At 35.9% G+C, this 26,045-nt stretch carries 21 protein-coding genes, 1 pseudogene and 1 CRISPR repeat array; of the genes and pseudogenes, 14 read left to right on the top strand and 8 right to left on the bottom strand.

All coding sequences use genetic code 11. The features are described from left to right. Positions 1–664: 664 nt before the first annotated feature. The 3 genes and pseudogenes from KBP50_RS15020 (at position 665) to KBP50_RS15010 (ending at position 3,524) form a co-directional block, all read left to right on the top strand. Positions 665–1,513, top strand: a complete 849-nt coding sequence (locus KBP50_RS15020) for an ABC transporter ATP-binding protein (protein WP_050351270.1) — start codon at positions 665–667, stop codon at positions 1,511–1,513. Further along, positions 1,510–2,208, top strand: a complete 699-nt coding sequence (locus KBP50_RS15015; protein WP_236691394.1) for an ABC transporter permease — start codon at positions 1,510–1,512, stop codon at positions 2,206–2,208. The genes KBP50_RS15020 and KBP50_RS15015 overlap by 4 nt, the downstream gene beginning before the upstream one ends. Positions 2,209–2,979: 771 nt before the next feature. Beyond that, a pseudogene (locus tag KBP50_RS15010) lies at positions 2,980–3,524 on the top strand (GNAT family N-acetyltransferase). A gap of 441 nt (positions 3,525–3,965) precedes the next feature. Here KBP50_RS15010 and KBP50_RS15005 read toward each other — a convergent pair. The 5 genes from KBP50_RS15005 to KBP50_RS14990 form a co-directional block, all read right to left on the bottom strand. Then, a complete protein-coding gene (locus KBP50_RS15005; protein WP_050351269.1) occupies positions 3,966–4,313 on the bottom strand; it encodes a hypothetical protein in 348 nt (115 codons plus the stop codon). A gap of 63 nt (positions 4,314–4,376) precedes the next feature. Continuing rightward, positions 4,377–4,952, bottom strand: coding sequence for a hypothetical protein (locus KBP50_RS22195; RefSeq protein WP_236691393.1), 576 nt, complete (start codon positions 4,950–4,952; stop codon positions 4,377–4,379). 182 nt (positions 4,953–5,134) lie between these two features. Continuing rightward, positions 5,135–6,154, bottom strand: a complete 1,020-nt coding sequence (locus tag KBP50_RS22190; RefSeq protein WP_236691392.1) for a DUF6792 domain-containing protein — start codon at positions 6,152–6,154, stop codon at positions 5,135–5,137. Then, positions 6,151–6,762 (bottom strand): hypothetical protein, encoded by a 612-nt coding sequence (locus KBP50_RS14995; RefSeq protein ID WP_050351268.1) that lies wholly within the window; start codon positions 6,760–6,762, stop codon positions 6,151–6,153. Before KBP50_RS14995 ends, KBP50_RS22190 begins: the two co-directional genes overlap by 4 nt. Before the next feature lie 281 nt (positions 6,763–7,043). Further along, positions 7,044–7,652, bottom strand: coding sequence for a hypothetical protein (locus KBP50_RS14990; protein ID WP_050351267.1), 609 nt, complete (start codon positions 7,650–7,652; stop codon positions 7,044–7,046). 332 nt (positions 7,653–7,984) lie between these two features. Between KBP50_RS14990 and KBP50_RS14985 the strand changes: the two genes are divergently transcribed. The 8 genes from KBP50_RS14985 (at position 7,985) to KBP50_RS14950 (ending at position 16,636) form a co-directional block, all read left to right on the top strand. Next, positions 7,985–8,737, top strand: coding sequence for an IclR family transcriptional regulator (locus tag KBP50_RS14985; RefSeq protein WP_050351266.1), 753 nt, complete (start codon positions 7,985–7,987; stop codon positions 8,735–8,737). A gap of 16 nt (positions 8,738–8,753) precedes the next feature. Then, positions 8,754–9,707, top strand: coding sequence for a sugar kinase (locus tag KBP50_RS14980; protein WP_050351265.1), 954 nt, complete (start codon positions 8,754–8,756; stop codon positions 9,705–9,707). A gap of 300 nt (positions 9,708–10,007) precedes the next feature. Next, positions 10,008–10,643: a bifunctional 4-hydroxy-2-oxoglutarate aldolase/2-dehydro-3-deoxy-phosphogluconate aldolase gene (locus tag KBP50_RS14975; RefSeq protein ID WP_236691391.1), complete on the top strand. Its 636-nt coding sequence runs from the start codon at positions 10,008–10,010 to the stop codon at positions 10,641–10,643. 14 nt (positions 10,644–10,657) lie between these two features. After that, complete coding sequence (dgoD, locus tag KBP50_RS14970) at positions 10,658–11,806, top strand: galactonate dehydratase (RefSeq protein WP_050351263.1); 1,149 nt, start codon at positions 10,658–10,660, stop codon at positions 11,804–11,806. 122 nt (positions 11,807–11,928) lie between these two features. Next, a complete protein-coding gene (gene glcP, locus KBP50_RS14965; RefSeq protein WP_050351262.1) occupies positions 11,929–13,266 on the top strand; it encodes a glucose transporter GlcP in 1,338 nt (445 codons plus the stop codon). Between the two features lie 33 nt (positions 13,267–13,299). After that, the gene (locus KBP50_RS14960) at positions 13,300–14,379 is read left to right on the top strand and encodes a M24 family metallopeptidase (RefSeq protein ID WP_050351261.1); all 1,080 of its coding nucleotides are present in this window, start codon (positions 13,300–13,302) and stop codon (positions 14,377–14,379) included. 523 nt (positions 14,380–14,902) lie between these two features. Continuing rightward, complete coding sequence (locus KBP50_RS14955) at positions 14,903–15,688, top strand: SDR family NAD(P)-dependent oxidoreductase (RefSeq protein ID WP_050351260.1); 786 nt, start codon at positions 14,903–14,905, stop codon at positions 15,686–15,688. A 69-nt stretch (positions 15,689–15,757) separates the two neighbouring features. Next, positions 15,758–16,636: an SMP-30/gluconolactonase/LRE family protein gene (locus KBP50_RS14950; protein ID WP_050351259.1), complete on the top strand. Its 879-nt coding sequence runs from the start codon at positions 15,758–15,760 to the stop codon at positions 16,634–16,636. Positions 16,637–17,431: 795 nt separating this feature from the next. Here KBP50_RS14950 and KBP50_RS14945 read toward each other — a convergent pair. Beyond that, complete coding sequence (locus tag KBP50_RS14945) at positions 17,432–17,872, bottom strand: hypothetical protein (RefSeq protein ID WP_050351258.1); 441 nt, start codon at positions 17,870–17,872, stop codon at positions 17,432–17,434. Between the two features lie 336 nt (positions 17,873–18,208). On the opposite strand from KBP50_RS14945, the gene KBP50_RS14940 reads away from it, so the two are divergent. From KBP50_RS14940 to KBP50_RS14930, 3 genes are all read left to right on the top strand, one after another. Then, positions 18,209–19,837, top strand: a complete 1,629-nt coding sequence (locus KBP50_RS14940; protein ID WP_050351257.1) for an ATP-binding protein — start codon at positions 18,209–18,211, stop codon at positions 19,835–19,837. A gap of 13 nt (positions 19,838–19,850) precedes the next feature. After that, positions 19,851–20,582: a response regulator gene (locus KBP50_RS14935; protein WP_050351256.1), complete on the top strand. Its 732-nt coding sequence runs from the start codon at positions 19,851–19,853 to the stop codon at positions 20,580–20,582. A gap of 182 nt (positions 20,583–20,764) precedes the next feature. Further along, a complete protein-coding gene (locus KBP50_RS14930; RefSeq protein ID WP_050351255.1) occupies positions 20,765–22,099 on the top strand; it encodes a CitMHS family transporter in 1,335 nt (444 codons plus the stop codon). Positions 22,100–22,375: 276 nt separating this feature from the next. Here the strand turns inward: KBP50_RS14930 and KBP50_RS14925 are convergent, their stop codons facing one another. Together KBP50_RS14925 and KBP50_RS14920 are read right to left on the bottom strand one after the other, a co-directional pair. Beyond that, positions 22,376–22,687 carry a hypothetical protein gene (locus tag KBP50_RS14925; RefSeq protein WP_139325384.1) on the bottom strand — a complete coding sequence of 104 codons (312 nt, stop codon included), beginning with the start codon at positions 22,685–22,687 and terminating at the stop codon, positions 22,376–22,378. Between the two features lie 1,145 nt (positions 22,688–23,832). Continuing rightward, positions 23,833–24,963 carry a serine hydrolase gene (locus KBP50_RS14920; protein WP_050351252.1) on the bottom strand — a complete coding sequence of 377 codons (1,131 nt, stop codon included), beginning with the start codon at positions 24,961–24,963 and terminating at the stop codon, positions 23,833–23,835. A 147-nt stretch (positions 24,964–25,110) separates the two neighbouring features. Next, a CRISPR array of direct repeats spans positions 25,111–25,740; the repeat unit is 32 nt; unit sequence ATTTCAATCCACGCACCTATATAAGGTGCGAC. Between the last annotated feature and the right edge of the window lie 305 nt (positions 25,741–26,045).

The following is a 26,045-nucleotide window of genomic DNA, read 5'->3' as shown; positions in this document are numbered from 1 at the left end:
TTTACGATCTAATGGATAGTGGTTATTAAATAAGGCAATACATACAGTTTATTTTTCGCTATAGGAAAGTATAAAGGTTTAAGGTTTATAGTATAAGAAAAGTTACAGCTTCCGCCATAAAGATTAGGCGGTAAGCCAAGTTTTTCTAAAAAGATAAGAAAGTATAAACTTAGGTGCTTGAGGATAACGAAATAACCGAATAGCCACGTCCGGCGCATGAGCCCAGCAACGATGCGACTTTAGAAATGCACCCTACGATAAGGCCTCATCGGTTCGTCGCAAAGAGGAAGGCCGATTAAAAACGGTCGGCATACCCCTGTTTTTAGTGGCATGATTCCTAAATCTTTAGTTGATTCGTTCCATTCGCTACGTTGCTAAACGAGCGCTTGCGCCTTTGTTCACATATGACAAAAGGTGTTTGGTACAGATTTATGGGACGAATTAGCGGTACAGTTCACAGTGGCAATGTTACCATTCAACTAAAACGCTGATGTTTTTCAACTTGAGAGGTAACTTGGCTAATGAAGGTAGCGACCATATTGATTTTAGATAGTAGAAAAGTAGGTACAATTCATCCTCCAAAAGGTACATTTCATCCTTCAGTTGCTGCATCTGCTAGCTTTATCCGCTAAGCTAGAAGCAGTTCAGCGAAGGAGGTTTTCAATTGGAAAATATTATAGCAGTTGAAGGAATACAAAAATCGTTCGGACAACATGTGGCACTGAAAGATGTCCGATTTCATGTAGAAGAAGGAGAAATATTTGGCTTGCTTGGACCAAGTGGATCGGGGAAAACAACGACGATAAAAATCTTAACGGGAGAGCTTGGGCAAACAGCAGGGCGCGTAAAGGTACTGGGAATGAATTCGAAACAGATAGGAACCGCTGATTTTAAATCTAAAATTGGTATACTATCTGACAATAGTTCCCTTTATGAGCGATTAACGATTTATGACAATTTGAAATTATTTTGTAAATTATACCATGCTCCTTTAAAGCAAATAGATGCCATTCTGCGTGAGGTAAATTTATATGACGAACGCAAAAAAACGGTATCGAAGTTATCAAAGGGAATGAAGCAGCGTGTACTGCTCGCTAAAGCGCTCATTCATAAGCCAAAGCTCGTGTTTTTGGATGAACCAACATCAGCCTTAGATCCTGGAAATATGGCGCATATTCATCGAGGACTGCGGAAATTGAATGAAGCAGGAACGACGATTTTTCTAACTACACATAATATGGAAGAAGCGAATTCCTTATGCGATCGTGTTGCTTTTCTTCACGAGGGGGAAATAGTGGAATTGGATGATCCAGATGAACTTCGCTACAAGCATTCGACGCACGCCTTTCATATCGAAACATATGAAGGAGAGCGGCTCGTGATTAAAAATACCCCAGACAATGCAGATCGAATTAAGGAATTGATTGTATATAATCGGGTAAAATCCATGCAGACAGATAAGCCAACATTAGGGCAAATCTTTTTGAAAGTAACCGGGGAGGAGCTGGTATGATGAATATTCAACGCATAAGCGCTATTTTTGAAAAAGATATAAAAGATTTTATGAAAAATATGATGCTATTGATGATGCCACTTATCCCAATAATTTTAGCTTTATTATATAAACAAATGAGTAATGGGGAAGAGTTTCCAATCTCTTTCTTGTATCTGATTGTAGGAATAGCGTATTCTTCGGTTACGTCAACCTGTATGATGACAATGATGGCTGAAGAAAATGAAAAGAAAACGTTACGCGGACTGATTCAATCACCTGCCTCCATGATAGACATTCTTGTCGGTAAAAGTCTTGTCGTTGGACTCATAACTTTTATTTCCTTAACAGTGTCTTTATACTTTGTAGGGATTGACCCATTCTTAAATGGGAAAGCTATTCTCACGTTGATTTTGCTGTTTGTGTTCTTTCTATTCTTAGGTATTGGCATTGGCTTATTTTCTAAATCTATTTCTGCAACATCTGCTTATACGATGCCCGTCATGCTTTTGTTTGGATTCACACCTATACTTGGTTCTCTCCAGCTAGACGAGGATGGGATCGTTATGAAAATTACCGATACGTTTCCAATTATGCAAGCTATTGAATTGCACGAGAAGAGCTCTTGGATGCCACTAGCAATCATTGCTGGTTGGGTTTTTGCAGCAGCTTTGTTCATGTATATTTGCTTTAAAAAGACGATGACGGATGATTAATTGATGTGGAGAGTGGGTTTGATGGAAAAAATGAACGATCAGTGGAAGAGTGATTTACTTTTCCTCTGGTTTTTTCATGGAAGATAAGAAACCACCATGGCTGCCTAGAGTGCGAGCCAACATCTATGATGAAAAATTTTGTTTTATAATGTTTAGATTCTTGAAATACTATCTAAAATAAATAAGTTATATAGTGGTAAATAACGTTTTTTTCATACAAAAGTAAAAAATGAGGTGCTTGGGAATACCCAAATAACCGAATAGCCACGTCCGGCGCATGAGCCCAGCAACTGGGCGACTTCAAGAAATGCGCCTTACGATAAGTCATCATTTATCTCCGTTGATTCCTTCCATTCGCTATGTTGCTAAACGGGCGCCCCGCGCCTTTGTTCCACTATAGGAAAGTATAAGATTTTTTTGGTTTATAGTATAAGAAAACCAAAGGCTTCCGCCATAAGACTTGGTGGCAAGCCAAGTTTTTCTAAGATAGATTAAGAGGCTACTTTACATTAAACTTGTTATGAAGGATTAAAGGAATTGCCTCTCCGCTATTTAGTATGGGAGCAGAAGGTAGTTTAGGAGGTTTTACGTGGAGTGGCGGGCATGATAGCATTTTGGCGTGAGCCAATATCCCTTTCATATTGGCGTCTTGGCTCGTCAATCGTGCCCGCCGAGGCTCCATGTCAAACCGACTACGATTCTATCTTTTGGCTGTACTACCAACATTAAATAGCGAGGAGCCAAGGAATTTCCAAAGAGGTGAGGTGTAAGATGATTTATATAGAGACATCCAGATTAAAATTGCGTGACTGGGAAGAAACAGATATAGTTCCATTTGCTGAACTAAATGCGGATGAAAATGTGATGCGGTATTTTCCTAAAACATTATCAACCGAAGAAACAAAGCTTTTTACACATTGATTGTAGATAAGATCAAAGAGAATGGATATGGACTCTTTGCTGTGGAAGAAAAGGAAACGAATGAATTTTTAGGATTTATCGGGTTTCATCGGGCCACTTTTGAAGCTGATTTTACACCGTGTATCGAAATTGGCTGGCGACTAAAAAAAGCGGCTTGGGGAAAAGGCTTTGCAACAGAAGGAGCAGCAGGCTGCTTACAATATGGCTTTACAAAATTAAGTTTTACTGATATTTATAGCTTCACAGCTGAGGTGAACACCCCTTCACAAAATGTCATGAGAAAAATAGGTATGAAATATGTGAAAGATTTTGACCATCCGAAGTTGAAGCAGGATAGTATTCTGAAGAAGCATGTGTTATATCATATCAACTGGAATGAATTTAACATTTGCTGAAATGAAATGATAAGTCTGTTAAGTTGGGGAACGAAAAATTTGAATTCGAACGGTTAAACGGTAATTCATGCACGAAAAAAGCAAAATGCGAGCGGCTCATCGGTGAAGTCACGGAAGCAAAAGTAGAACGCGAGCGGTTCATCGGCGAAGTCGTGCAAGCAAAGTCTGAACACGAGCATATCGTCGGTTAAGCTGTGCATTCATTCCCACACTAATTATTGCTTTGAAAGCTGTTGAACAGGTGGACGTTTAGGGGCTGTTCTCCTACTGCTTGTTCAAGTACGTAAAGCGGGAGATGCTGACAAGCCCTATATATATGTGCAAGCGGAAAGGGGGGGATGGTATTGATAGAGGAGATAGCTTTCCATTACAACTTGAGTACATCCATACGCAGAAATAGTCTTATTCTCGCTCAAAAACACGTCTATAAAATCGCCTTCATTATACGTATTTAGGCAGATGTGTATTTTCATAGGTAATGGTCATGCGTTGGCTTTTTATTTCATCTACTTGCTCATCCAGCCCTTGCACGATTTTATTGACACGTTTATCTATATGGTCTAGTAAATTACGGTTGTACGTAGTTAACTTTTTTGTTTCTTCTTTCATTGCTTCAACAATTTCCCCCTTTTGATCCTCGTTGACAATAATATCATCCATGAGGTTGAAAAAAGCCTTATCAATTTTAAATATCTCCTCTGTATATTTACGTAGAATTTGTTTCTTATGCATGAGGTTCTCACTTGCAACAATTTTCTCTGTTATTGTAATTGACTCCTTATCCTTCATGTCATTCTCCCTCTACTAAACGAAATAAGGTAGCTACTTCTTTTTCTTCCGTAAACAAATCTTCTATGGCTTTGCGATAATTTTCAATATATGTGTATAGCTTTTTTCTACACTTTGCTTTAGTTCGTATATTTCTTCATCTAAGTTCGTATGTTCTAACGGAAAAAAAACTTCGTGAACTTGAATGCGCCTTACTTTTTTATCTAATCGTGAAAAATAAAGGTGCTTTCTAAGAAAATGAGTATATAAACTAGGGTTTGCCTCTATGTCATCTATTTTACGCATAACTTTGTATTTATTTCTGTCATAGCATTTGGAAATTTCTCTGTCAATTGCTGCCTGAAACTGTCGAATCTTAGATAGCTTTTCTTCTAAAACTGTTTTCCCTTCTTGGTACATACGCAAAGCGGCTGAAATATTTACTTTTATTTCTTTATTACCATGATTCGTAGTAAAAACCATATCTGTTCCTGAATAAGATTTTTTACCATCCGACAAACTACTTAAAACTTCCATAATACTATGGCTAGCCTTTAATTCTTCTAAAATTGTCAGTAGCTCTTCTTGATTGAGCACTTCGAGACTATCTTTAATCGCGTTAAAATGTCGCTTTATTTTTAGTATTGCTGTGAAATCCAAAAAAATTACCAGTATCTCTTACATCCACCCATCTAGACAACGTTTCTTGAATTCCCTCTAATTCCGTTTCAATCTTGGTGAATTCTTTGACAATGAGCTGTTTTTGCTGATTTGAAATATATCCTGCATCTTCTAATCTACTAAAAATTAAATTAGAATTACTTGTAATCGTTTTTACTCGTTTAAGTAGACCTGGCTTTTTTATCTAATTGACGAATCATTTCATCAATTCCAGCTTGATCTGTCATATAAGTTTTAGGCATATTATCATCGATTTTATTTACAACATCCATATTAACGCCCAAAATCTCTTGCATAGCTGCGTTTACCCCGCCCTGATTAGAAGCAGTGGTGTACTGAATGGCTAGTTCTTGAAATTCCTTCATCACTTCATCTGGAATATCCTCTACTAGTGACCGTAACCCTGGATAATCAGGATTTGTATCCACCATCTCAACATTCCCAAGCGTGAAAAAACCACGTGCAGTACTCGCTGCATAAAGTGGATCATCCTTAGAAATGATCTGATGGATATTTTTTGCCTTGTCTTTATAGTAATTTTCCGCGAATTGACGAAGTTTGTTTGGGTCTATGTCGTAGATGGTAAAATAGTCATTTTCTGAAAGAGAGAGTGAAAAATGACTTCTCACAGCATTTGCGAATTTAGCATTAGCAAAGAAAAGTTGATAATAATTTGTTTGCGCACCATTTACACTATATATTTCATCGAAAGTATTATACATTAAGTGAGCAGTCGTATTATTATCATGAGCTAGCGAATGCGATAAACCAATAACAGGTGTAGAGTCTTCATTATTATTGAGCTTAAAATGATGTTGTGCTGCTAATACAAATTTATTCGTTGCTTTAGCTTGACTATATTCTTTACCAACGAACATCGCTATTATATTATAGTCCCAATCCTTAATATCGGTAGATCCCTGTGAAACAACGTATACTTCATCTTTTTTATTTTCCTTAGCATCTAAATAAATTGCGATACCATCATACCCGGATTGTTCGCCAACTCTTGCTTCTTTTGATGTGTATACTTTAATATCTGCTTCTAGCTTATTCCCTGTTTCCTCTAAATATATTCTCTTTACCTTTTCTATAAATTCCTTCTTCGATAACTTATCATCGTATCCTAATTGAGTTAACCTTAAGCGCAGTTCAGGAGAATGTATAATCCTATTACTCATGATTCATTCACTTCCTTATTCTCATCTATAAAGCGAATCGACTTCATCCAATCCAAAACATACTTTTCATTCTTCGCTTTATTTTTATTACATTTTTCTTTTTGCTCTTGCATACAATCGATTTGATAAACAACTTCAAGCGCTCCATCGGCTTTTTCATTTAGTATATATCCTGCGTACGTATGGGATTCATTTTGATCAATGTTTCCATAATAAAGTGATTGACCGTCCCCTGCTATCTTTTTATAATTTATATCTTTCCCAATCCTAGCACTGAAACTTTCTAAATTCATATCTAATTCATCTGTCGAGTCATAAGAAAAATAAAATATTGTAATCATCGCTCCTCCAACCACGTTATTCTTAAGATGAATCGGGTAACCCTCATGAACCTTTTCTTTGCGTGCATAGGCCCTTTCACCAATCATTCCACCAGCAGGAAAATCCATTTTATATTTTCCCGTTCCAGACAAAAATGGATAGTAGCCAGATCTTGTTTCTTCTGGCGATTGTAAAAAACCTCGAGTAAACTCATCCTGAAACGCTCTTACATCAGGCAGGTCTTCGGGGTTCATTTCGGAAGGTTTCTTTGTTTTCTCACTTGCCATTTGACAACCTCCTAAGAAAATTACTAGTAAAAGCAGTAAAAAAATGTATTGTTTTTTCTTCACATTTTAGCCTCCGGTGGATAAGTCATTTTCCAATATGACCCATATTTTCAGTTATGTATAGTATATATTTGAACATTGGCAAAGGAAAGTGAAGAGAGGGAATTTTTTAAAAATGAGTATATCGTCTTATGACGAAAGAAGGTTCTTCTGTAGAAGGGGTGGGTTATTCGGGCAATGGGATGTTTAGCTCAGCTCGGTATTCATCTCGTATAATCATATCATTTATTCACTTCCTTATTCTCATCTATAAAGCTAATCGACTTCATCCAATTCAAAACATGTTTTTCATTTTTCGTTTTGTTTTTATTGCATTTTTCTTTTAGCTTTTGCCTGCAATCAATTTGGTAAACAATTTCAAGCGCTCCATCACCCTTTTCGTTTTGTATATACCCAGCGTAAGTATGAAACCCATTCCGCTCAAAGTTTCCATAATAAAGTGACTGACCGTCCCCTGCTATCTTTTTATAATTTATATCTTTTCCAATCCTAGTACTGAAGCTTTCTAAATCCATATCTAATTTATCTGGCGTCTTATATGAAAAATAAAATATTGTAATGTCCGCGCTGCCAACAACGTCACTTAGAATATGGACGGAATATTCTTCGTATTCTTTATCATCTGCAAAATACCCCCTTTCATTAATCATTCCACCTTGAGGAAAATCCATTTTATATTTTCCGGTTCCAGACAAAAATGGATAGTAGCCAGATCTTGTTTCTTCTGTCGATTGTAAAAAACCTCGAGTAAACTCATCCTGAAACGCTCTTACATCAGGCAGGTCTTCGGGGTTCATTTCGGAAGGTTTCTTTGTTTGCTCACTTGCCATTTGACAACCTCCTAAGAAAATTACTAGTAAAAGCAGTAAAAAAATATATCGTTGCTTCCTCACATTTTAGCCTCCGATAAATAAGCTATTTTCCAATATGACCCATATTTTCAGTTATGTATAGTATATATTTGAACATTGGCAAAGGAAAGTGAAGAGAGGGAATTTATATGCGGGCTAAATAGCTCCTTCCTAAAATAGCATTTTCAATATCGATCCCTGTCTGTAGAAAATCCTATAATACTTGACAGATCCTAATACTTTATGTAGTATTATAATCAAATTCACACATGTGAATACAAATCATATATGTGAATCAAGGGGGTGTTTGAATGTCAGTTAAATCCGCTAAAAGAGTGATAGAAATTTTTGAGCTGCTTTCACGTCATCAACAAGGATTAACCATTAAAGAAGTAAGTGAGAAACTGAATGTTCCGCAAAGCAGTACATTTAATTTACTAAAAACGTTAAGTACGGAAGGTTATGTTCGCCAAGATATGTTGAAAAAGTACCGGCTTGGAGAAAAATTGATCCCACTTGGTACTATTGCTATGGAGTCTCTGGATATTTATTCTATTGGTTTACCACATCTTCAAAAGCTCATGAACACTGTTCAAGAAACGATATTTATGTCAGTTTTATCTGGAGATGAATTAGTTTATATTGCGAAAATTGACACTAATAGATCCATCCGTACTTCGGCACAACCAGGTTCTAAAAAACCACTTTATTGCACTGGTCTAGGAAAGGCATTTTTAGCTTTTTTGCCAGAACAAAAGAGGGAAGAATTACTTCAGTCCATGGAGCTTAAACCAATTACAGAAAAAACTATTGTTAATAAAGAAGAATTAATAACCCAGTTAAAACAGTTTAACAAAAATGGTTATAGTATTGATGACGAAGAAAGCGAGGAAGGACTATATTGTTTGGCGGCTCCCATTTTCGGAAGTGATCGACAAATAGTTGCAGCAATTAGTGCAGCAGGGCCAAAAGAAAGAATGCTTTCACGTAAAGATTTTATTACACAACAACTAATGGGGTCTGCTCGAAAAATATCTGAAAGCATTGGTTATATAGAGCAGTAGAGTAAGGAGATTTTCAATGGATGTTATAGCAATTGGAGAAACAATGATATCGCTAACACCTGGTTCTAGAGGTTTGATGAGAAACGCAACTTCCTTTATTCCAAAGATAGCTGGAGCAGAGACAAACACGCTTATTGGTTTAAGCAGATTAGGCCATCAGACTGGTTGGGTAAGCCAATTAGGTGATGATGAACTGGGGGCAATGGTCTTAAAAGAAGTTAGAGGGGAAGGAGTCGATACAACCTATGTGAAATTAGATTCCACTAAAAACACCGGGGTATTTTTTAAAGAAATAGCAGACAGTTCAGATGTACGGGTTTTTTATTACAGGAAAAAGTCAGCAGCCAGTTTTATGAATCCAGAGATATTAAATGAATCCTACATTGCTAATGCTAAATATTTATTTATTTCTGGAATCACTCCTGCTATCAGTAAAACTTGCCGTAAAACAATTTTTCGAGCTATCCAAATTGCTCAAGAAAATGATGTGCAAATTGTTTTTGATCCAAATGTCAGGCGCAAACTTTGGGAAGAAAAAGAAGCAAAAGAAACATTACTACAAATTATAGAACAGTCAGATATTATACTCCCTGGTAAGAATGAAGGGAAATTTATATTTGGTGATGAGAACTGTGAACAGATTGGTAAAGCATGTATAAAATTAGGTGCTAAATTGGCTGTAGTTAAACTTGGAGATCAAGGAGCATATTTTACCACAAAAAATAGTGAAGGTTACGTTCCAGCTTATCCAGTTCCAAAAGTAATTGATCCTGTTGGCGCTGGAGATGCGTTTGCAACAGGACTGTTGTCTGGGCTACTTGATAAACTGTCAATTAAAGATGCGGTAGATAGGGCTTGCTTAACTGGGGCGATTGCGACTACTTTTACAGGCGACTATGAAGGCTTACCCGATAGAAAATTATTGCAGCAATATAAAAAAATAGAAAATCGTGAGGATGTCGAAAGATAAAGATCATTTAGGTGAAGCCAGCTTAATAGTAACTGTAATTATTTTTCATTTATAAAAGGCAAACATACGGATAAATCTATTCACTGCAACTAGTAAAATTATTAACTGAATCAAAAATTAAAAATAGTGTTAACTGACATGTCAAACATCCATAATTTGATCTTATCAAGAAAATGGCATACAAAGCTTACTAAAATAGGAGAGTGATTAGCAATTATTTTTGGTGTTATAGAAAGCGCTCTCTTGAGTAAGTAGAATAACTTATTGCCAAACTAATAAATGCTAATTGGAGGTAATTATTTGGATACGCTTCATTGGATAGAAAAAGAAAAATTAATTGCTATTATTCGTGGCTATAATACGGAAGAGGCTTTGGAAATAGCAAAATCCTTATATGCTGGAGGAATAACCACACTTGAAATAGCGCTAAACAGTCAACAACCTTTTCATACGATTGAAAAAATAAGAAAAGAAATGGGAGACGCCATCAAAGTTGGAGCAGGAACTGTACTTGATCCTGAATCTGCTCGATTAGCGATATCTGCTGGAGCACAATTTATTTTATCTCCAACAGTAAATATTCCCACTATCAAGTTAACCAAACGGTACGGTGTAGTTAGCATCCCTGGTGCATTAACACCTACAGAAATACTAGATGCTTTTGAAGAAGGGGCGGATATCATCAAGGTATTTCCAATTTCTTCTCTTCGATCAAATTATATAAAAGATTTACTTGGACCATTACCTCAATTAAAATTGCTACCTACTGGCGGTGTAACACTTGAGAATATTAAATTATTTATACAGCAAGGTGCAACAGGAGTCGGTTTAGGTGGTTCATTAGTACATCAGACGAATTCAGTTACAAACTATTATTTATCGGAATTAACAAAGAAAGCTAAATTGTTTGTGCAAGAAGCTAACACTATCGATTAATAGGAGGAGCATTTATGAAAATCACAGACTATACATTATATCAAGTTCCCCCACGTTGGCTCTTCCTAAAAATAGAAACGGATGAGGGGTTTGTTGGGTGGGGGGAACCTATTATTGAGGGAAGAGCATTAACAGTTAAAGCAGCAGTGGAAGAATTAATGGAATATTTAATTGGTAAGGATCCACAACGAATTGAAGATCATTGGAATCTATTATATCGGTCAGGTTTTTATCGGGGTGGACCAATCCTTATGAGTGCAATAGCAGGAATTGATCAAGCACTTTGGGATATAAAGGGAAAATATTACAATGCTCCTATTTATCAATTATTGGGAGGGAAATGTCGGGACAAAATCAAAGTATATTCTTGGATCGGCGGAGATCGCCCCTCAGAAGTAGTTACTGCAGCAAAAGAAGTAGTGGATCAAGGGTTTACAGCATTAAAAATGAACGCCACGGAAGAGTTGCAGTATATTGATTCCCATCAAAAAATGGATCAAGTTATTGAAAGAATTTCAGCTGTAAGAGATGCTGTAGGTTCAAGTATAGGAATAGGAATTGATTTTCACGGAAGAGTCCATAAACCGATGGCAAAAATACTAGCAAAAGAATTGGAACCATTCCATCCAATGTTTATTGAAGAGCCTGTGTTACCAGAAAATAACGAAGCATTACGGGAAATAGCTAACCATGTTACTATTCCAATCGCAGTTGGTGAAAGAATGTTTTCTAGGTGGCAATTTAAACCACTATTAAAAGATGGTTACGTTGATATTATTCAACCAGACTTATCTCACGCTGGTGGTATAACAGAATGCAAAAAAATTATATCGATGGCAGAAGCTTTTGATGTAGCTGCGGCGCCACATTGTCCTCTTGGGCCGATAGCTCTTGCAGCCTGTTTGCAAGTAGATGCTACTTCACATAATGCGTTTATTCAAGAACAAAGCTTGGGTATCCACTACAATGTGGAAAGTGATCTATTAGACTATGTTGTCGACAAAGATGTTTTTAAGTATGAAAACGGCTATGTTTATATTTCAAATAAACCTGGTTTAGGGATTGAAATAGATGAGGAGCATGTAAAGCGAATGGCAACTAAATCTGTTAATTGGAGAAATCCTGTTTGGAGACATGAAGACGGTTCCATCGCTGAGTGGTGATCAGTTTTGCAAACGTTTAATAAATATTTATTTCAAGTATATTGATAATTTTAATCAGATTAGGAAAAATATCTATCTTTAAATTAAGAAGTCCATTTTCATGGAGAGGAGAAAACCTAAAGATGATAAATAAAAAACTGATCTATATTTTAGGAGCATTGGGTGGTTTATTATATGGATATGATTTAGGCGTCATATCCGGTGCTTTACTATTTATTAAAAATGATATTCCTTTAACAAGCTTTACAGAAGGTTTAGTTGTTAGCTCTTTATTGTTTGGGGCAATTTTTGGATCTGGTTTTAGTGGACCTTTATCAGACCGCTTAGGAAGAAGGAAACTAATCTTTATTATTTCTATTATATTTACTATAGGGACCTTAGTGGCTACCTTTTCCCAAAGCGTAGAAATGCTAGTAGCAGGGCGCTTAATTCTGGGTTTTGCGGTAGGAGGTTCTAGCGCTATAGTACCTGTTTACTTATCTGAAATGGCCCCCACACATGAACGTGGTTCTCTAAGTTCGCTTAACCAGCTAATGATAACGATTGGAATACTATTATCATATTTGATTAATTATGCATTTACAGGTATAGAGGGTTGGCGCTGGATGATTGGCTTAGGGGTTATTCCGTCGATTATTTTAATGATAGGTGTTACCTTTATGCCCGAGAGTCCAAGATGGCTACTAAAATATCATGGTGAAGAAGCTGCTCGACGTGTGATGAAAATAACTCGCACGAAAGAAGAAATTGAAGAGGAAATACATGAAATGATTGAAATTGACAGATTATCTGAAGGGACATGGAAAGTGCTCTCTTCTTCATGGCTTCGCCCAATACTTATAATCGGTTGTATATTCGCTATGTTTCAGCAAATTATTGGGACAAACGCCATTATCTACTATGCACCAACCATTTTTACGGAAGCAGGACTAGGTAATTCAACAGCCATTCTAAGTACTGTTGGAATAGGAAGCATTAATGTTATTGTTACTATTGTCGCGATCATGATAATAGATAAAGTTAATAGAAAAAAACTCTTGCTTATTGGAAATATTGGCATGGTAAGTTCATTAATTATTATGTCAGCATTCATTCATATGGTCGGATTAGCCTCTAGTGCCTGGATAATCGTTGGTTGTTTAACTACATTTATAATCTTTTTCGCGTTTACTTGGGGACCGGTAGTCTGGGTTATGCTTCCAGAACTTTTTCCAATGCGCGCTAGAGGAGCTGCAACCGGAATAGCTACTTTATGTTTATCATTAGGAAGCTTATTAGTTGCTCAATTTTTCCCAATGTTAACCGAAGTTATTAGTATAAAATTTGTATTTCTAATATTTGCGGCTATCGGTGTTATGGCCATGCTGTTTGTAATTAAGTATTTACCAGAAACACGTGGACGTAGTTTAGAAGAAATTGAGGTTGAGCTTCGTAAACGAACGAAAACAAAGAATGCATAATTCTATAATTTGAAATGAAAGGATAGAAACTTAATGACAAAACTGAATCATTCTAAGTTGCTAAGCCTTATGGAACAGGAAAATTTGGATGGAATATTGTTGGCAAGAAGAGATAGCTTTTCATGGTTTACAAGTGGAAGTTATAATTATGTGCTCTTATCAACAGAAATAGGTATTGCATATCTTTATATTACAAGAAAAAATATTATTTGTATTACTAGTGAGATTGAAAAAGATCGTTTGCTTGAAGAGGAGCTCTTTCAGGAAGATATGGATATTGTCACTTGCCCTTGGTATAAAGATATTGATACGTTTGCCTCCTCCTTTTTTAAGGGGAAAATTGGAAGCGATGACGGACGAGTTGGAACCATTCATGTATTACCTCAGTTAAAAGCTTTACGTGCTGGTTTATCAGAAGATGAAATAACACATTACCATTCATTTGGACAAAAATCAGCAGAAATTGTAGAAAATGTATGCCGAATTTGTATGCCGGGAATGACAGAACATGAAATTTCGGGAATGGTTGCAAAGCGATGTATTACTGAAGGGATAGAACCTGTTTGTTTACTAGTTGCAGCAGACGAAAGAATAGACCGTTATAAACACCCTATACCAACTCAAAATAAACTAAAGCACGTATTAATGATTGTTCTTGGCGCACAATATCGTGGACTTAATATTAGTCTAACCAGATTTGTACAATTTGGAAAAATGGATAAATCTAAATACGATAAAGTAAATTCCTTAGCAAATATTCATGCACAAATAATCCATTCAACGGTGCAAGGAGTGCCTTATAAAACCATTTTTGAAAACGCTATAACTGCATATAAAATGGAAGGCTATGAACATGATTGGAAATTACATCATCAAGGGGGACCAACCGGATATTCCTGTAGAGAAGAAATAATATCGTTAGACTCAGAAGGAATAGTTTTAAAAAATCAAGCATTTGCTTTTAATCCTTCATTGAAAGGCATAAAAAGTGAAGATACATTTGTTGTAAAAGAAGAGGGCTGTCTATTGTTAACTAGAACTGCAAGCTGGCCGATTATAACATGTGTGGTAGAAGGAAAAGAATATGCTATGGCGGATGTTCTCATTCGGTAATCCAACAATTTGAATAGATGGTAGTGTGAGTACCCAAACTATTTTAAAAAACTATTGATTTTCTATAGACGTGTTTATCCCATATATAAGGTGCTGTAAGATTCTCACTTGAGGAGTTGGATAATCTGTACTAACAAGTCTAAGTGGGAGGTAGCAGCACCTAGATGCCTGATTTCGTAAGAGGCCTTTAGATCATACCATTACGGTATTAACAATCCGTGGGGGAGAATGAAAACCCCGCTAATTGAAGATTCACTTTATTAACCTATTTGTATGATTTGGCAACACAACAGTGCAAACGGTTTGTTTTCCCTTACGTGGAAGCCAACGAAAAGGATGCCGGTGCAAAGAGAATTAAGTAACTTCTGGTGGCTAGGGTTTGGAGCTAAATGAGGGGAAATATCCTGCAAAATGAACCATGATCAAAATGATTAGTTTTCTAGGCAAGCTCAAACACATTACATTGGATCCATATTAAAGAACATATATTTCTTTTAAAATCATATAAAGGAGCAGATTTTTTATGAGTACTATGGATGGACAAGTTGTCATTGTAACAGGTGCTGGAAAAGGAATTGGGAAAGGGATTGCAAAACTCTTTTCTCAAAAAGGAGCTTCAGTTGTTATTGCTACAAGAGGGGAGGAAGAAGGCTTACAGACAGAACAGGAAATAATAGATAGTGGTGGAGAAGCATGTTTTATTCAAACAGATGTATCTATTGAAGCTGATATTATAGAAATGGTTGATAAAACGCTTGATCGTTATGGGAAAATTAACACATTAATTAATAATGCGGGTATTACTGTTTTTAAAACGATTGAAGAAATGACAGTAGACGATTGGGAGGAGATTATTAATATTGATTTACGTGGCACATTCTTATGTTCAAAATATGTAATACCTGCAATGAAGGACGAAGGTAAGGGGGCTATTATTAATATTTCTTCAAATCATGCTTTATCAACGTTACCTAATACAGAGGTCTATGCTGCGGCAAAGGGTGGTGTTAATGCTATGACAAGAAGTATGGCATTAAGTTTAGGAAGCTACAATATTCGTGTAAACGCCATCTGTCCTGGTTTTACTGATACACCACACTACCGTAATTGGCTGCAGGCTAGTAATCAACCCGAACAAACGGAAAATGAGGTTTTAGCTTTACATGCTACAAATAGAATTAGTTCGCCAGAGGATATAGCTAAATTATCGTTATACTTAGCTTCAGATGATTCAACAATGATGACAGGAGAATGCTTAGTAATAGATGGTGGGCTCTCGGTTCGACTTTATCATGCAGCTACATTTTAAAAGTTAAAATGGCATGCTTAAATCGCTTCCATTTTATAGGAAGGAAAATTTATTATAAAGGAGAAAATAATGAAAGCCAAACTGGAAAAGTTATATAAAGGTCAATTATCTGAAGGACCAATTTGGGATAATGAGAAAAACAGACTTTTATTTGTGGATATACTAAACAATCGACTAAATATTTATAGTCCAGACTCTCAGACTTTACACCATATCGAATTTCCAACCAATGTTACTAGTGTAGCAAAAATAAATAATTCAGAACTCCTTTTAACAACTAGAAATAAAGTAATATTATATGATGAGAACCAAAAAGAAATAAGAGACTTTCTTACTTTACCTATTCCTACCGATACCATTCGTTTTAATGATGGTAAATGCGATCCATATAATCGGTTCTGGGTAGGTACTATGAGTGAGACAGGAGAAACTGGTAAAGCGAACCTATACGTTATAGATGCACATGGAAATATAACGAAAGCAAAAGAGGGGGTAACGATCTCTAACGGAATGGCTTGGAATCAATCGGCTGACACGATGTACTTTATTGACACGCCAACTAAAAAAGTAATGGCTTACCCATTCTCGATGGAAACATCTAAATTGGTTAACGGGCGAGTCATAATTGATTTGAATACGATTGATGGGGCACCTGATGGTATGACTATTGATAAAAATGATCGGTTATGGATTGCACTTTGGGGTGGTTCACAAGTAATATGCGTCGATCCAAAACTGGGAGAAATAGTGGAGTCGATTTCTTTGCCAGTTTCAAATGTTACAAGTTGTGCTTTTGGTGGCAAAGATTTGCAAACGCTCTATATTACGACGGCACGTGAAGGCGTACCACATGACAGGATAGATGTAGAGAAGCAAGCAGGGTCTCTGTTTGCTTATAAGTTGCCAATTGCAGGAACAAAATCCAATCTATATAAATACGAAATTTAGGGATAAGCATAAAAACACGCTTTCTAGGAATTTTCATTAGAAATAGCGTTTTTTATGCTTTCTTAAACATTTTATTTAGCTTTAGCGCTAAATAATAAGATATATTATTCAAAAACATCTTTTTTGAACAGTTCAATTTCAATCGTATATACTAATGTTCGATAGCTTAATTAAAATAGGTTATTAAACTTTCTTTTATCACATCACTATAGTCAGGTTTCTACCCATACTGTTATCCTTCCAAATTTGTTCCAACTAATCTATAAAAACGTTACCCAATGTATTTATACCGCATTGTTTGTATAATAGCGTATGTATTAAAGAACTTGCTAACTATCAGGCTAATTACATTTGCTCAGGTGCTTGAATTCATAGGATTGGAATCATTTTCGTATATACGCTGTAAGACTCCCACTTTAGGAGTTGGATCATCTGTACTGCAACAAGTCTAAGTAGAATAACAGCCTAAATACACCAATTTGTGCAGAGGTCTTTAGGTCATACCATTACGGTATTAACAATCAATGGAGGGATGAATGAAAACCCTCATTAATGTAACATTCACTTATAGTTAATATTACATTAATAGAAGTATCTCATAGTAGTTAGATTTGGCGGCGGTTATAATTCTTGCAGGCTACTATCGCCTTTGAAATGGCTCAAATAATTTTAATTAAAGAGATTCTCTATCGTTTTACATTTGAATTTTGTGTTTCCAGGTACCATTTGCTATTTTTTTAATGGTAATTTCTGAATTCCTAGTATCTAGGAGATCGATCTTCCCTAGAGCTTAAATCATCTAAAATCAACTCCTATTTGATTCTCTACCTCGCGCTTTTGTTTTGTAACCATGGCATGCTCTCTTTTCCATGAAGTAATATTACTTTCTATAGCAGCTATTTCTTGTTCGATTTTCCTTATTTGATCCATGATGATGTTCTTCGCTTTCTTTAAATATTTTCTTGGAATAGCTAGAAAACTTATTTGCAGTTGATTTTCTCTAAAGCTTTGTACTTCATTGGCAAGCTTACCATGAAAGTTTTTTGTAGTGAATTCTGGCTGTATACAAGTATCTTTCTTCTTTAAAAAGTCATTTTTATTCTGCTGTAATTTGGTTAACGTTTCATTTAATCGTCTTAATTCTTCTCTTTTTTCCTGTAGTCTAATATTGGAGCTACTAATCAGCTGGTTTAAATGGATCAACTGTGAATTTAAATTACTTACTTCCAACCACATCAAAATCACCACACATAAAAATGTTATACTTCCGTTTTCCGTGCACAATAAAATTCCATATGTTATATGGTACTTAAAAATCAGTTATTAGAATAGAGTATTAAGTTCCATTTTATAGAAATACAAATAAAATTAGTAATTGATTTTAGGAAGATAGTCCCGTGCGTTGATTGAAATAGCACTTTCAAAGCTAGTTCCTCATAAGGCTACTAAATGAATTTGGGTATTAAGAGTGCGATGTAATATAATTTAAGTGTGAAGAGGCTAATACCATTTTCTAACGGAAAGGTGATTTCGTTATAATTTTTTATGAAGGTCTAAAAAGGGGTAATGGGGATGTTGGCGATACATAAATGGCAACAACGATGGAGAGTTAAACAGAATTTCAGCTTGAAAGTGAAAATGATATGTTTAATAAGTATTCTCATTATTGGGGTATTTATTATTTTCGGTTTGTTTCTTCGCTCATTTATTTCAACGATAATGGAAGATCAAATAGCCAAACGTGCATTAAGTGTAGCGCAAAGTGTTGCGAATATGCCAAGCGTGCAAGAGGCTTTTGAACGAAAGCACCCGGAGACTGTGATACAGGATATTGTAAAGCCCATTCAACGGAATATTGGTGCGGAATTTATTGTAGTTGGAAATAGAGAAGAAATTCGTTACTCACATCCAGAAGTAGATAAAATTGGGAAGAAAATGGTTGGGGGTGATAATAATCGCGCCTTAGAAAAAGGGGAAGCGTATATATCGAAACGGAAAGGTTCGCTAGGTTTATCCATTCGTGGTAAAGCGCCAATTAAAAATCAAGATGGAGCAATTATTGGTGTTGTATCAGTCGGGTTTTTAAATGAAGAAGTACAAAGTATTATTCAAAAGCAAAGCAGATCTTTATGGTTAACACTGCTTGGCATTATTTTACTAGGTGTTATCGGTGCAATAGTCATAGCTACCTATTTAAAGAAGCTTTTATCCGGGATGGAGCCAGAGGAAATTACACAATTATTATTGCAAAAGGAGGCAATTCTGCAGTCTACACACGAAGGAATTATTGCAGTAGATAATCAAGGAAGAATGATAATAATGAATACTGCAGTACAAAACATTCTATTAAAGCAAGAGGTGGAAAGTAGTCAATATATGGGAAGGTCTGTACGGGATTTTTTGCCACACACGGGTTTATTTCATGTTTTGGAGACCGGAGAGAAACATTATAATAAAGAGATGATACTTGGAGATACTGTTGTTCTGGCGAATCGAACGCCTATTTTTCATCAACAATCTATTATCGGAGCAGTTACTACCTTTCGTGAAAAAACAGAACTAGAGAGTATTACAAAAGAACTTTCCCAAATAAAACAATATGCTAATGCGCAGCGTGCGCAGACCCATGAATTTTCTAATAAACTTTATACGATTCTCGGATTGCTTCAGCTTGGAAAACAGGAAGAAGCGATTTCCTTTATTAAACAAGAAAACAAAATTCAAGGTACATTTTCTCAATTTTTATTAGAAAACATAACAGATCCAATGATTCAAGGTTTATTACAAGGGAAGCTTAACCAAGCTAATGAACTTGGGATTACGATGTCGATTCATCCTAACAGTCAACTCATTGCTTGCTTTAGCGGAGAGAAGCAAAGGGCATTTTTGACGGCTGTTGGCAATTTGCTTGAAAATGCTATAGAGTCAGTTAAACATGTAGTAAAGCCCAAGCGGGAAATTGCTATTCTGTTAACTGATATTGGCAATGATGTCATTGTGGAGGTAGATGATTCGGGAGAGGGTCTTTCCTCGCAAGATTTGGATCATATCTTTGAACAAGGATATACGAAAAAAGAAGGAGAGCATCGCGGGGTTGGTTTAGCGTTAAGTAAGCATCTTTTAAACCGTGTAGGAGGAGATATTCTAGTAGAAGGAGGAGAACTAGGTGGCGCACGCTTTATAATAATCATTCCAAAATGAGGAGGGGAAAGCTATGAGAAAGCAGATACATGTTCTAATCATTGAAGATGATTTTCGTGTAGCAGCTATCAATAAACAGTTTGTAGAACAGATAGACGGATACCGCGTAGTAAAAAGCGTTAAAACAGGTAAAGAAGCCTATCAGTATCTGCAAATGACAGAAGTAGACTTAATATTGTTAGATATCTATATTCCTGATGTAGAAGGGCTGGACTTATTCTGGAATTTGCGTTCAAAATATAAAGCAGTAGATATTGTGATTGTTTCCGCTGCTGCAGAAGCAAACATTGTGGAGGATGTACTTCGTGGGGGGATTTTTGATTATATTATAAAACCAGTAGATGCTAACCGTTTTGCCGAGATGCTTAGACGTTATCAAGAAAGGCGTCGTTTTCTGGCAACTAAGGAGATTTTAAACCAGCAGGAAATTGATGATGTAATCCAAAAAAATACTAGCAACTTTCCTAATGCAAAAAAAAGAAATAGTGAATTGCCAAAAGGGATTGATCCAATCACCTTACAAGAAGTGACAAATCTATTAGAAGACAAGCAGGTAAAAGGGATTACTGCTGTGGATTTAAGTGAACAAATCGGCACAAGTCGGTCGACCGCTAGAAGGTATTTGGAATATCTTGTTTCTTTAAAAAAGATTAAGACAACCCTTTTGTATGGAAATGTTGGCAGACCAGAGAGGCTTTACGTGCTCCGTGAAACTTATGAACAAAATGTAACAAATAAGAATTAATTCATTTATTATCACAACATTTAAACCGTTTACACTCCGTGATATCTTATTATTAATCTTATGCTTATCACTAATTTTTCATAGAGATAAGCGTTTGTTTTTTCTTAAATTCAAAATATATTGTTAGCGTTTGCATAAGCGGATTTTATAAAGCTGATCTGCTTATAAAGAAGGGGGATATCATGGGGTTTTTAAGTATCATTGGATTTTTGACGATTATTATCATTGTACTTCTATTACTAAGTGGACGTGTAGCACCGATTATAGCATTAGTGCTGACGCCAATTATTGGGGCATTAATAGCTGGATTTGAGCTTAAGGAAATCGGAATATTTTTTGATGATGGAATTACTGATGTAGTACATGTTGCGATCATGTTTATTTTTGCTATTCTCTTTTTCGGAATTATGCAGGATGTAGGATTGTTTGATCCACTAATCCGCGGCATGATTAATATATCCCAAGGCAACATTATTGCCATTAGTGTTGGTAGCGTACTGATTGCTGCCATTGCGCAATTAGACGGGTCCGGAGCTTCGACATTTCTCATTACGATACCGGCTTTATTACCACTTTATAAGAAGCTTAAGATGAATCCGTATTTACTCCTGCTACTTATCGCTGGAAGTGCCAGTATTATGAATATGCTACCATGGGCAGGGCCGTTGGGCAGATCGGCTTCTGTGTTAAATATGGATGTAACGGAATTATGGAGACCATTAATACCTATCCAAGTAATTGGGCTTATGCTCATGGTCGTTTTAGCTATTGTTCTTGGTTATCGAGAAAAAAAGCGGATTATGAAAGTATATGGCTCTATTGAAGCAGCTTCAGCTATGGAGCCTGATGTACCAAGTGTAGGTGGTTCGTCAGAAAGTATAAACCAAGCGTCAGAATCTGCTGCTTGGAAATTTTGGCTTAATGTTTTATTAACCATCGCTGTTGTAGGCACATTAGTATGGGGTATCATCCCAGCAGGACTTGTATTTATGATTGGGGTAAGCTTAGCGCTGCCGCTAAATTATCCAAACATGGAAGATCAAATGGATCGCATTCGCGCCCATGCTCCAAATGCTTTAATGATGGCGACAATTATACTCGCTGCAGGAACCTTCTTAGGGATTCTCACTGGTACTGGAATGCTGGATGCTATTGCAAAAGATGTGGTCAAAGTGATCCCTGCATTCATTGCGCCGTATATTCATTTAATTATCGGATTCTTTGGTGTTCCATTTGATTTGTTATTAAGCACCGATGCGTATTATTTTGCATTAATGCCAGTAGTTGAACAAATTGCAACTGGATTTGGAATTGACTCTCTATCTACTGGTTACGCGATGATCGTTGGAAATATTGTTGGAACGTTCATTAGTCCATTTTCGCCAGCAGTTTGGTTGGCTCTAGGATTAGCAGGTTTGGAAATGGGGCGTCACATACGCTATTCCTTGTTTTGGCTATGGGGACTTAGTATTGTATTATTAGCTAGTACCGTAGCTATCGGGTTAATTACTGTTTAAAGCTTGCCGCACATCTCGTGCGGTTTTTTGTTGAAGATTCAAAGCGTTTAAACTGCTCTTCAGTATTTATTGAGTCCATCATCTTGAATGGTTTGATTAACTATATACTCAAAACCACTAAGTTATAAAGTAGCAACTATTCTTTAACTGTCAATTTTAATACAGGCGTTTTTAACATAAAAAGCTCCTTTTTTTTATTTATTGAAGTAAGATATGATTCCTACTGTATCGTAACGAATATCAATACCATTAGGAAAAGGATCGCAAATGGCTTATTTACCAAAGCGGCATGCGCCCAAGTGTCATTCGGGCGTGATAATTAAGCCCAGAAGAGAAAATGGCAACATATTTAAAAATATAACCCGTTATACTATCAGACGTAGGATACACATTTGCATTATATAAACCTACAGCAATAGGGTGAAAAATTAGTGAATAAAAGACAACCATTCCATTCGTTACGCCCATTAACATAATTAGTGTGGTCGGATAAGGTAGTCCCCCAATAAAAATGAACGAAAAAAGAGATAAAAAGATTAAGGTAATTAGTAAGCACAATGTAGTTACCTTTGCATCTATATATTGCAAAAATATTACAAATTTTACCTTTTTCTTTAACCAATTTTTAAATAGGCGCAAATGAAAGAGGGGATCGAAAAGATTAATACTGTAATAGAAATAATAGTATTTACCATTGCGGTATAACAATTAGGAGCAGCACACGAAGAAGTATATGCTTCCGCCAGTATGACAAGAAAAATAATAGTTGCTAGAGAGCTAGGTGCATAAATAACAATTTTAGATTTAACGGTCTTGACAAATAAGATGGTTAAGGCTGCAACAATGCATCCTATAAAAACTCCCTGTCCTAAAGGATATAAAACAAGCATATACATGTTCCTTTCTTTATGCGTATTGAACTACTATCCACTCTACATTATGGTATCATTTACAGCATTAAAGTGTGTTCTGTATAAATCCTATAATATACTTGTGTCCGTTTCCTCAATTGGTGAGTTTTTTTTACTATTTCATGCAATCCTATTTTCGCACGTTCATATTTGGCTTTTCAACTCGCACTTATGTTTTGTAACAAAAGCAGGTTATCTTCTCCATGAAGTAATATTGCTTTCTGTAGCAGCTAAATCGCTTTCTATTTGCCTTATTTGATCTTCCGCTTCGATTATATATTCTTTGGATACCTAAAAAGCTCATTTTCAGTTGATTTTTTTCTGAAGTTTTGCACTTCTTTGGCAAGATTACCATGGAAGCTTTTTGTAGTGAATTCAGGCTGTATACAAGCATTTTTAATGTTCATAAAATCATTTGTATTTTGTTGTAACTTAAAAGCTCATTCAAATGTCTTATTTTTTCTCTTTTTTCCGAATTCTCATGTTGGAGGCACTAATTAGGCGGTTTAAACAGAGTAACTGTGAGTTAAACTTACTTAGTTCTAACCACATCAAATCACCACGTGAACAAATTTTTTCTCTAGATATAGGGTACTAAAAATTAAATTTTTACAATAGAGTAATTAGTTCCATTTTAAGGAATACAAGTTAATTAAATGAAAAATTTTCAGTACAAAAGCTCTGTGTAAAATTTACTAATGAATTGACGGGGTGAAACTAGGAACATATTCCTTAAAGGATGGTGCATATTTTTGGATGTACTATTTTAAACGAAAATGGATATTCTACAAGCTGTAGAATATCCGTGGGGTGGAAAGTTCTTCAGTGAAGTTGTTGCAATTTCTTTTTCCACTTTGCTCCTTCAGTGAACATGGCTAATTGAAAGGCGGAAGAACTATTTGAAAGTTTCATTGTTTCATAGCCCTCAATATCATTGAAAAAAGCAGCTAACTCCATTTTATTACCTTCTTTATCTTCAGCGTAAAAAGCATATGTAAGTATAGAAGCAGTGGATCCACCTTTACCTCCAACGTGTTTAAACCTGGCTTGATTATTTTCGAATTTCATTGGCCATTCTATAATCGGTTGTAAATAAGCCCAAACATGAGATGGGAAATAAGAGCCTTTGTTCATTTGTTCTAGGATAGAAATATATTCTGATGTGGTAGAATGAGTGAATCGTTTAGAATTAATTTTGTCAAACTCCGAATTATACCATTCTCTGATATTAACGCATTCCTTATATTCACCATTTACATCTTGGGATAGTTTCTGATGGATTTTAATCGCTTCATTTATATAAGCTTCTTGTGACATTTCCTGTATATGTGCAAGTATTTTTTTAGTATCTTGTTTATTAGTAATGTCTAGACCTTTATTGAGCTCAACCTCATAGGGGATAAATAGGGCTGAAACAAAAGGAAACAGTTTTTCATGTTGAGGAAGCTCAAGTTTGTTTACATTTTTATTAATGTTTTCCAAACCAATGCGCATCATGAGGTATTCTGTATTAGCATTGGAGCTGTGTGACATCATTCCTTTTGCAATATTCATTAACGATACGGATCTATCTTGCAAAAATCCGTGTTTTTCCATTTCTATTAACCATTTTTCATGCGCGCCTCCATCAGTGTGAGATACGTAAAAACGAGCGAGATCATCAAGATGAACTTTTTCGTCTGGGTTTATGCTACCATTAGCCGCTTGTTGGGAAAATTCAATGGCAATCATGATTTTTACCGTGCTAGCTAATGGTTTTCGTTCATTCGCGTTAACGTTTGCGAGCGATTTTCCGTTCTTTATAATTATTAAGGAAGATCTTTGCGGATTTTTAGCTATAAATTTTAAAACGTAATCTGCATCAGGCTTTTTTGACCATGAAATTAGCCAAAGAACGCTAATTATGACGGTTAGGATAATGATACTTAAAGATATAAGGATATAAATAAACATACGCGCCTCCGTTAGGTTATTTGGTTCATGTCTTTTAGAGATTTGGTAGCAATAGGGTGTGTGCGAGCGATTTCATTTTTTCTGAGCTTGTTGTATCTATATAAGGTGCGACGTTTAAACGAGTTAGGTTATTCCGGTCGCCGTTATATTTCAATCCACGCACCTATATAAGGTGCGACTTTTCGGTTCGCAAGGTCGTCAAAATCAGAGATATTTCAATCCACGCACCTATATAAGGTGCGACCCCTCCTAAATTACCCACAAAAGCCGAAAATGCAATTTCAATCCACGCACCTATATAAGGTGCGACCGTAACTGTTTCAGCGATCTTATCGCCTTTTGTATCATTTCAATCCACGCACCTATATAAGGTGCGACCGGCAGTACCTCAAAAAAGGATATAAGCTTCCTAATTTCAATCCACGCACCTATATAAGGTGCGACTTATGTCTTGGTCGACTAGTGCTCGGTCGATAACATTTCAATCCACGCACCTATATAAGGTGCGACACCTTGCCTACAATATAGTTTATTTCCCTTTAATAATTTCAATCCACGCACCTATATAAGGTGCGACAACACTTTGTTAAGTGTAATAAGCACATGGTTAAATTTCAATCCACGCACCTATATAAGGTGCGACCTATCGTCCACTTTCCGTTATATAAATCTAACAAAATTTCAATCCACGCACCTATATAAGGTGCGACGTGATTTAAAATTTAATTTTGTAAGGGATAGGCAAATTTCAATCCACGCACCTATATAAGGTGCGACTGCGATTTCTTCCTAAAAATAACAAAAACAATCAAAAAACAGCATATTTTTAGCTTGGAAATCGTAAATAATGCTAATTGTGTTGAATTATATTACATATATTACCACAAAAACAAGTGAATTTTGGTGCGAATCCCCCGGGGTTTTTATGTGCGCTTGGGGTTCGCACCAAGTATATTATGTAAAATACTATTATACAGAACAAATTAATGTATGCCCAAAGGCGGTCATGTAAGTTTTTGTTATCTTTGGAAATTTATAGTTGGCGTATTATATAAATCCCGAAGAATGACCCTGAGCTTAGG

It is taken from the genome of Virgibacillus pantothenticus, from assembly GCF_018075365.1.
GTDB classification, from domain to species: Bacteria; Bacillota; Bacilli; order Bacillales; family Amphibacillaceae; genus Virgibacillus; species Virgibacillus pantothenticus.
This window is presented reverse-complemented; position numbering and strand designations above follow the sequence as displayed.

Coding starts and splice junctions, on each gene's coding strand:
- KBP50_RS14950 (WP_050351259.1), top strand. CDS start 15,758: ATGAAAGCCAAACTGGAAAAGTTATATAAAGGTCAATTATCTGAAGGA.
- KBP50_RS14995 (WP_050351268.1), bottom strand. CDS start 6,762: ATGGCAAGTGAGAAAACAAAGAAACCTTCCGAAATGAACCCCGAAGAC.
- KBP50_RS14985 (WP_050351266.1), top strand. CDS start 7,985: ATGTCAGTTAAATCCGCTAAAAGAGTGATAGAAATTTTTGAGCTGCTT.
- KBP50_RS14980 (WP_050351265.1), top strand. CDS start 8,754: ATGGATGTTATAGCAATTGGAGAAACAATGATATCGCTAACACCTGGT.
- KBP50_RS14930 (WP_050351255.1), top strand. CDS start 20,765: ATGGGGTTTTTAAGTATCATTGGATTTTTGACGATTATTATCATTGTA.
- KBP50_RS14940 (WP_050351257.1), top strand. CDS start 18,209: ATGTTGGCGATACATAAATGGCAACAACGATGGAGAGTTAAACAGAAT.
- dgoD (WP_050351263.1), top strand. CDS start 10,658: ATGAAAATCACAGACTATACATTATATCAAGTTCCCCCACGTTGGCTC.
- KBP50_RS15015 (WP_236691394.1), top strand. CDS start 1,510: ATGATGAATATTCAACGCATAAGCGCTATTTTTGAAAAAGATATAAAA.
- KBP50_RS15005 (WP_050351269.1), bottom strand. CDS start 4,313: ATGAAGGATAAGGAGTCAATTACAATAACAGAGAAAATTGTTGCAAGT.
- KBP50_RS14960 (WP_050351261.1), top strand. CDS start 13,300: ATGACAAAACTGAATCATTCTAAGTTGCTAAGCCTTATGGAACAGGAA.
- KBP50_RS14920 (WP_050351252.1), bottom strand. CDS start 24,963: ATGTTTATTTATATCCTTATATCTTTAAGTATCATTATCCTAACCGTC.
- KBP50_RS14945 (WP_050351258.1), bottom strand. CDS start 17,872: ATGTGGTTGGAAGTAAGTAATTTAAATTCACAGTTGATCCATTTAAAC.
- glcP (WP_050351262.1), top strand. CDS start 11,929: ATGATAAATAAAAAACTGATCTATATTTTAGGAGCATTGGGTGGTTTA.
- KBP50_RS14935 (WP_050351256.1), top strand. CDS start 19,851: ATGAGAAAGCAGATACATGTTCTAATCATTGAAGATGATTTTCGTGTA.
- KBP50_RS22190 (WP_236691392.1), bottom strand. CDS start 6,154: ATGAGTAATAGGATTATACATTCTCCTGAACTGCGCTTAAGGTTAACT.
- KBP50_RS14990 (WP_050351267.1), bottom strand. CDS start 7,652: ATGGCAAGTGAGCAAACAAAGAAACCTTCCGAAATGAACCCCGAAGAC.
- KBP50_RS14955 (WP_050351260.1), top strand. CDS start 14,903: ATGAGTACTATGGATGGACAAGTTGTCATTGTAACAGGTGCTGGAAAA.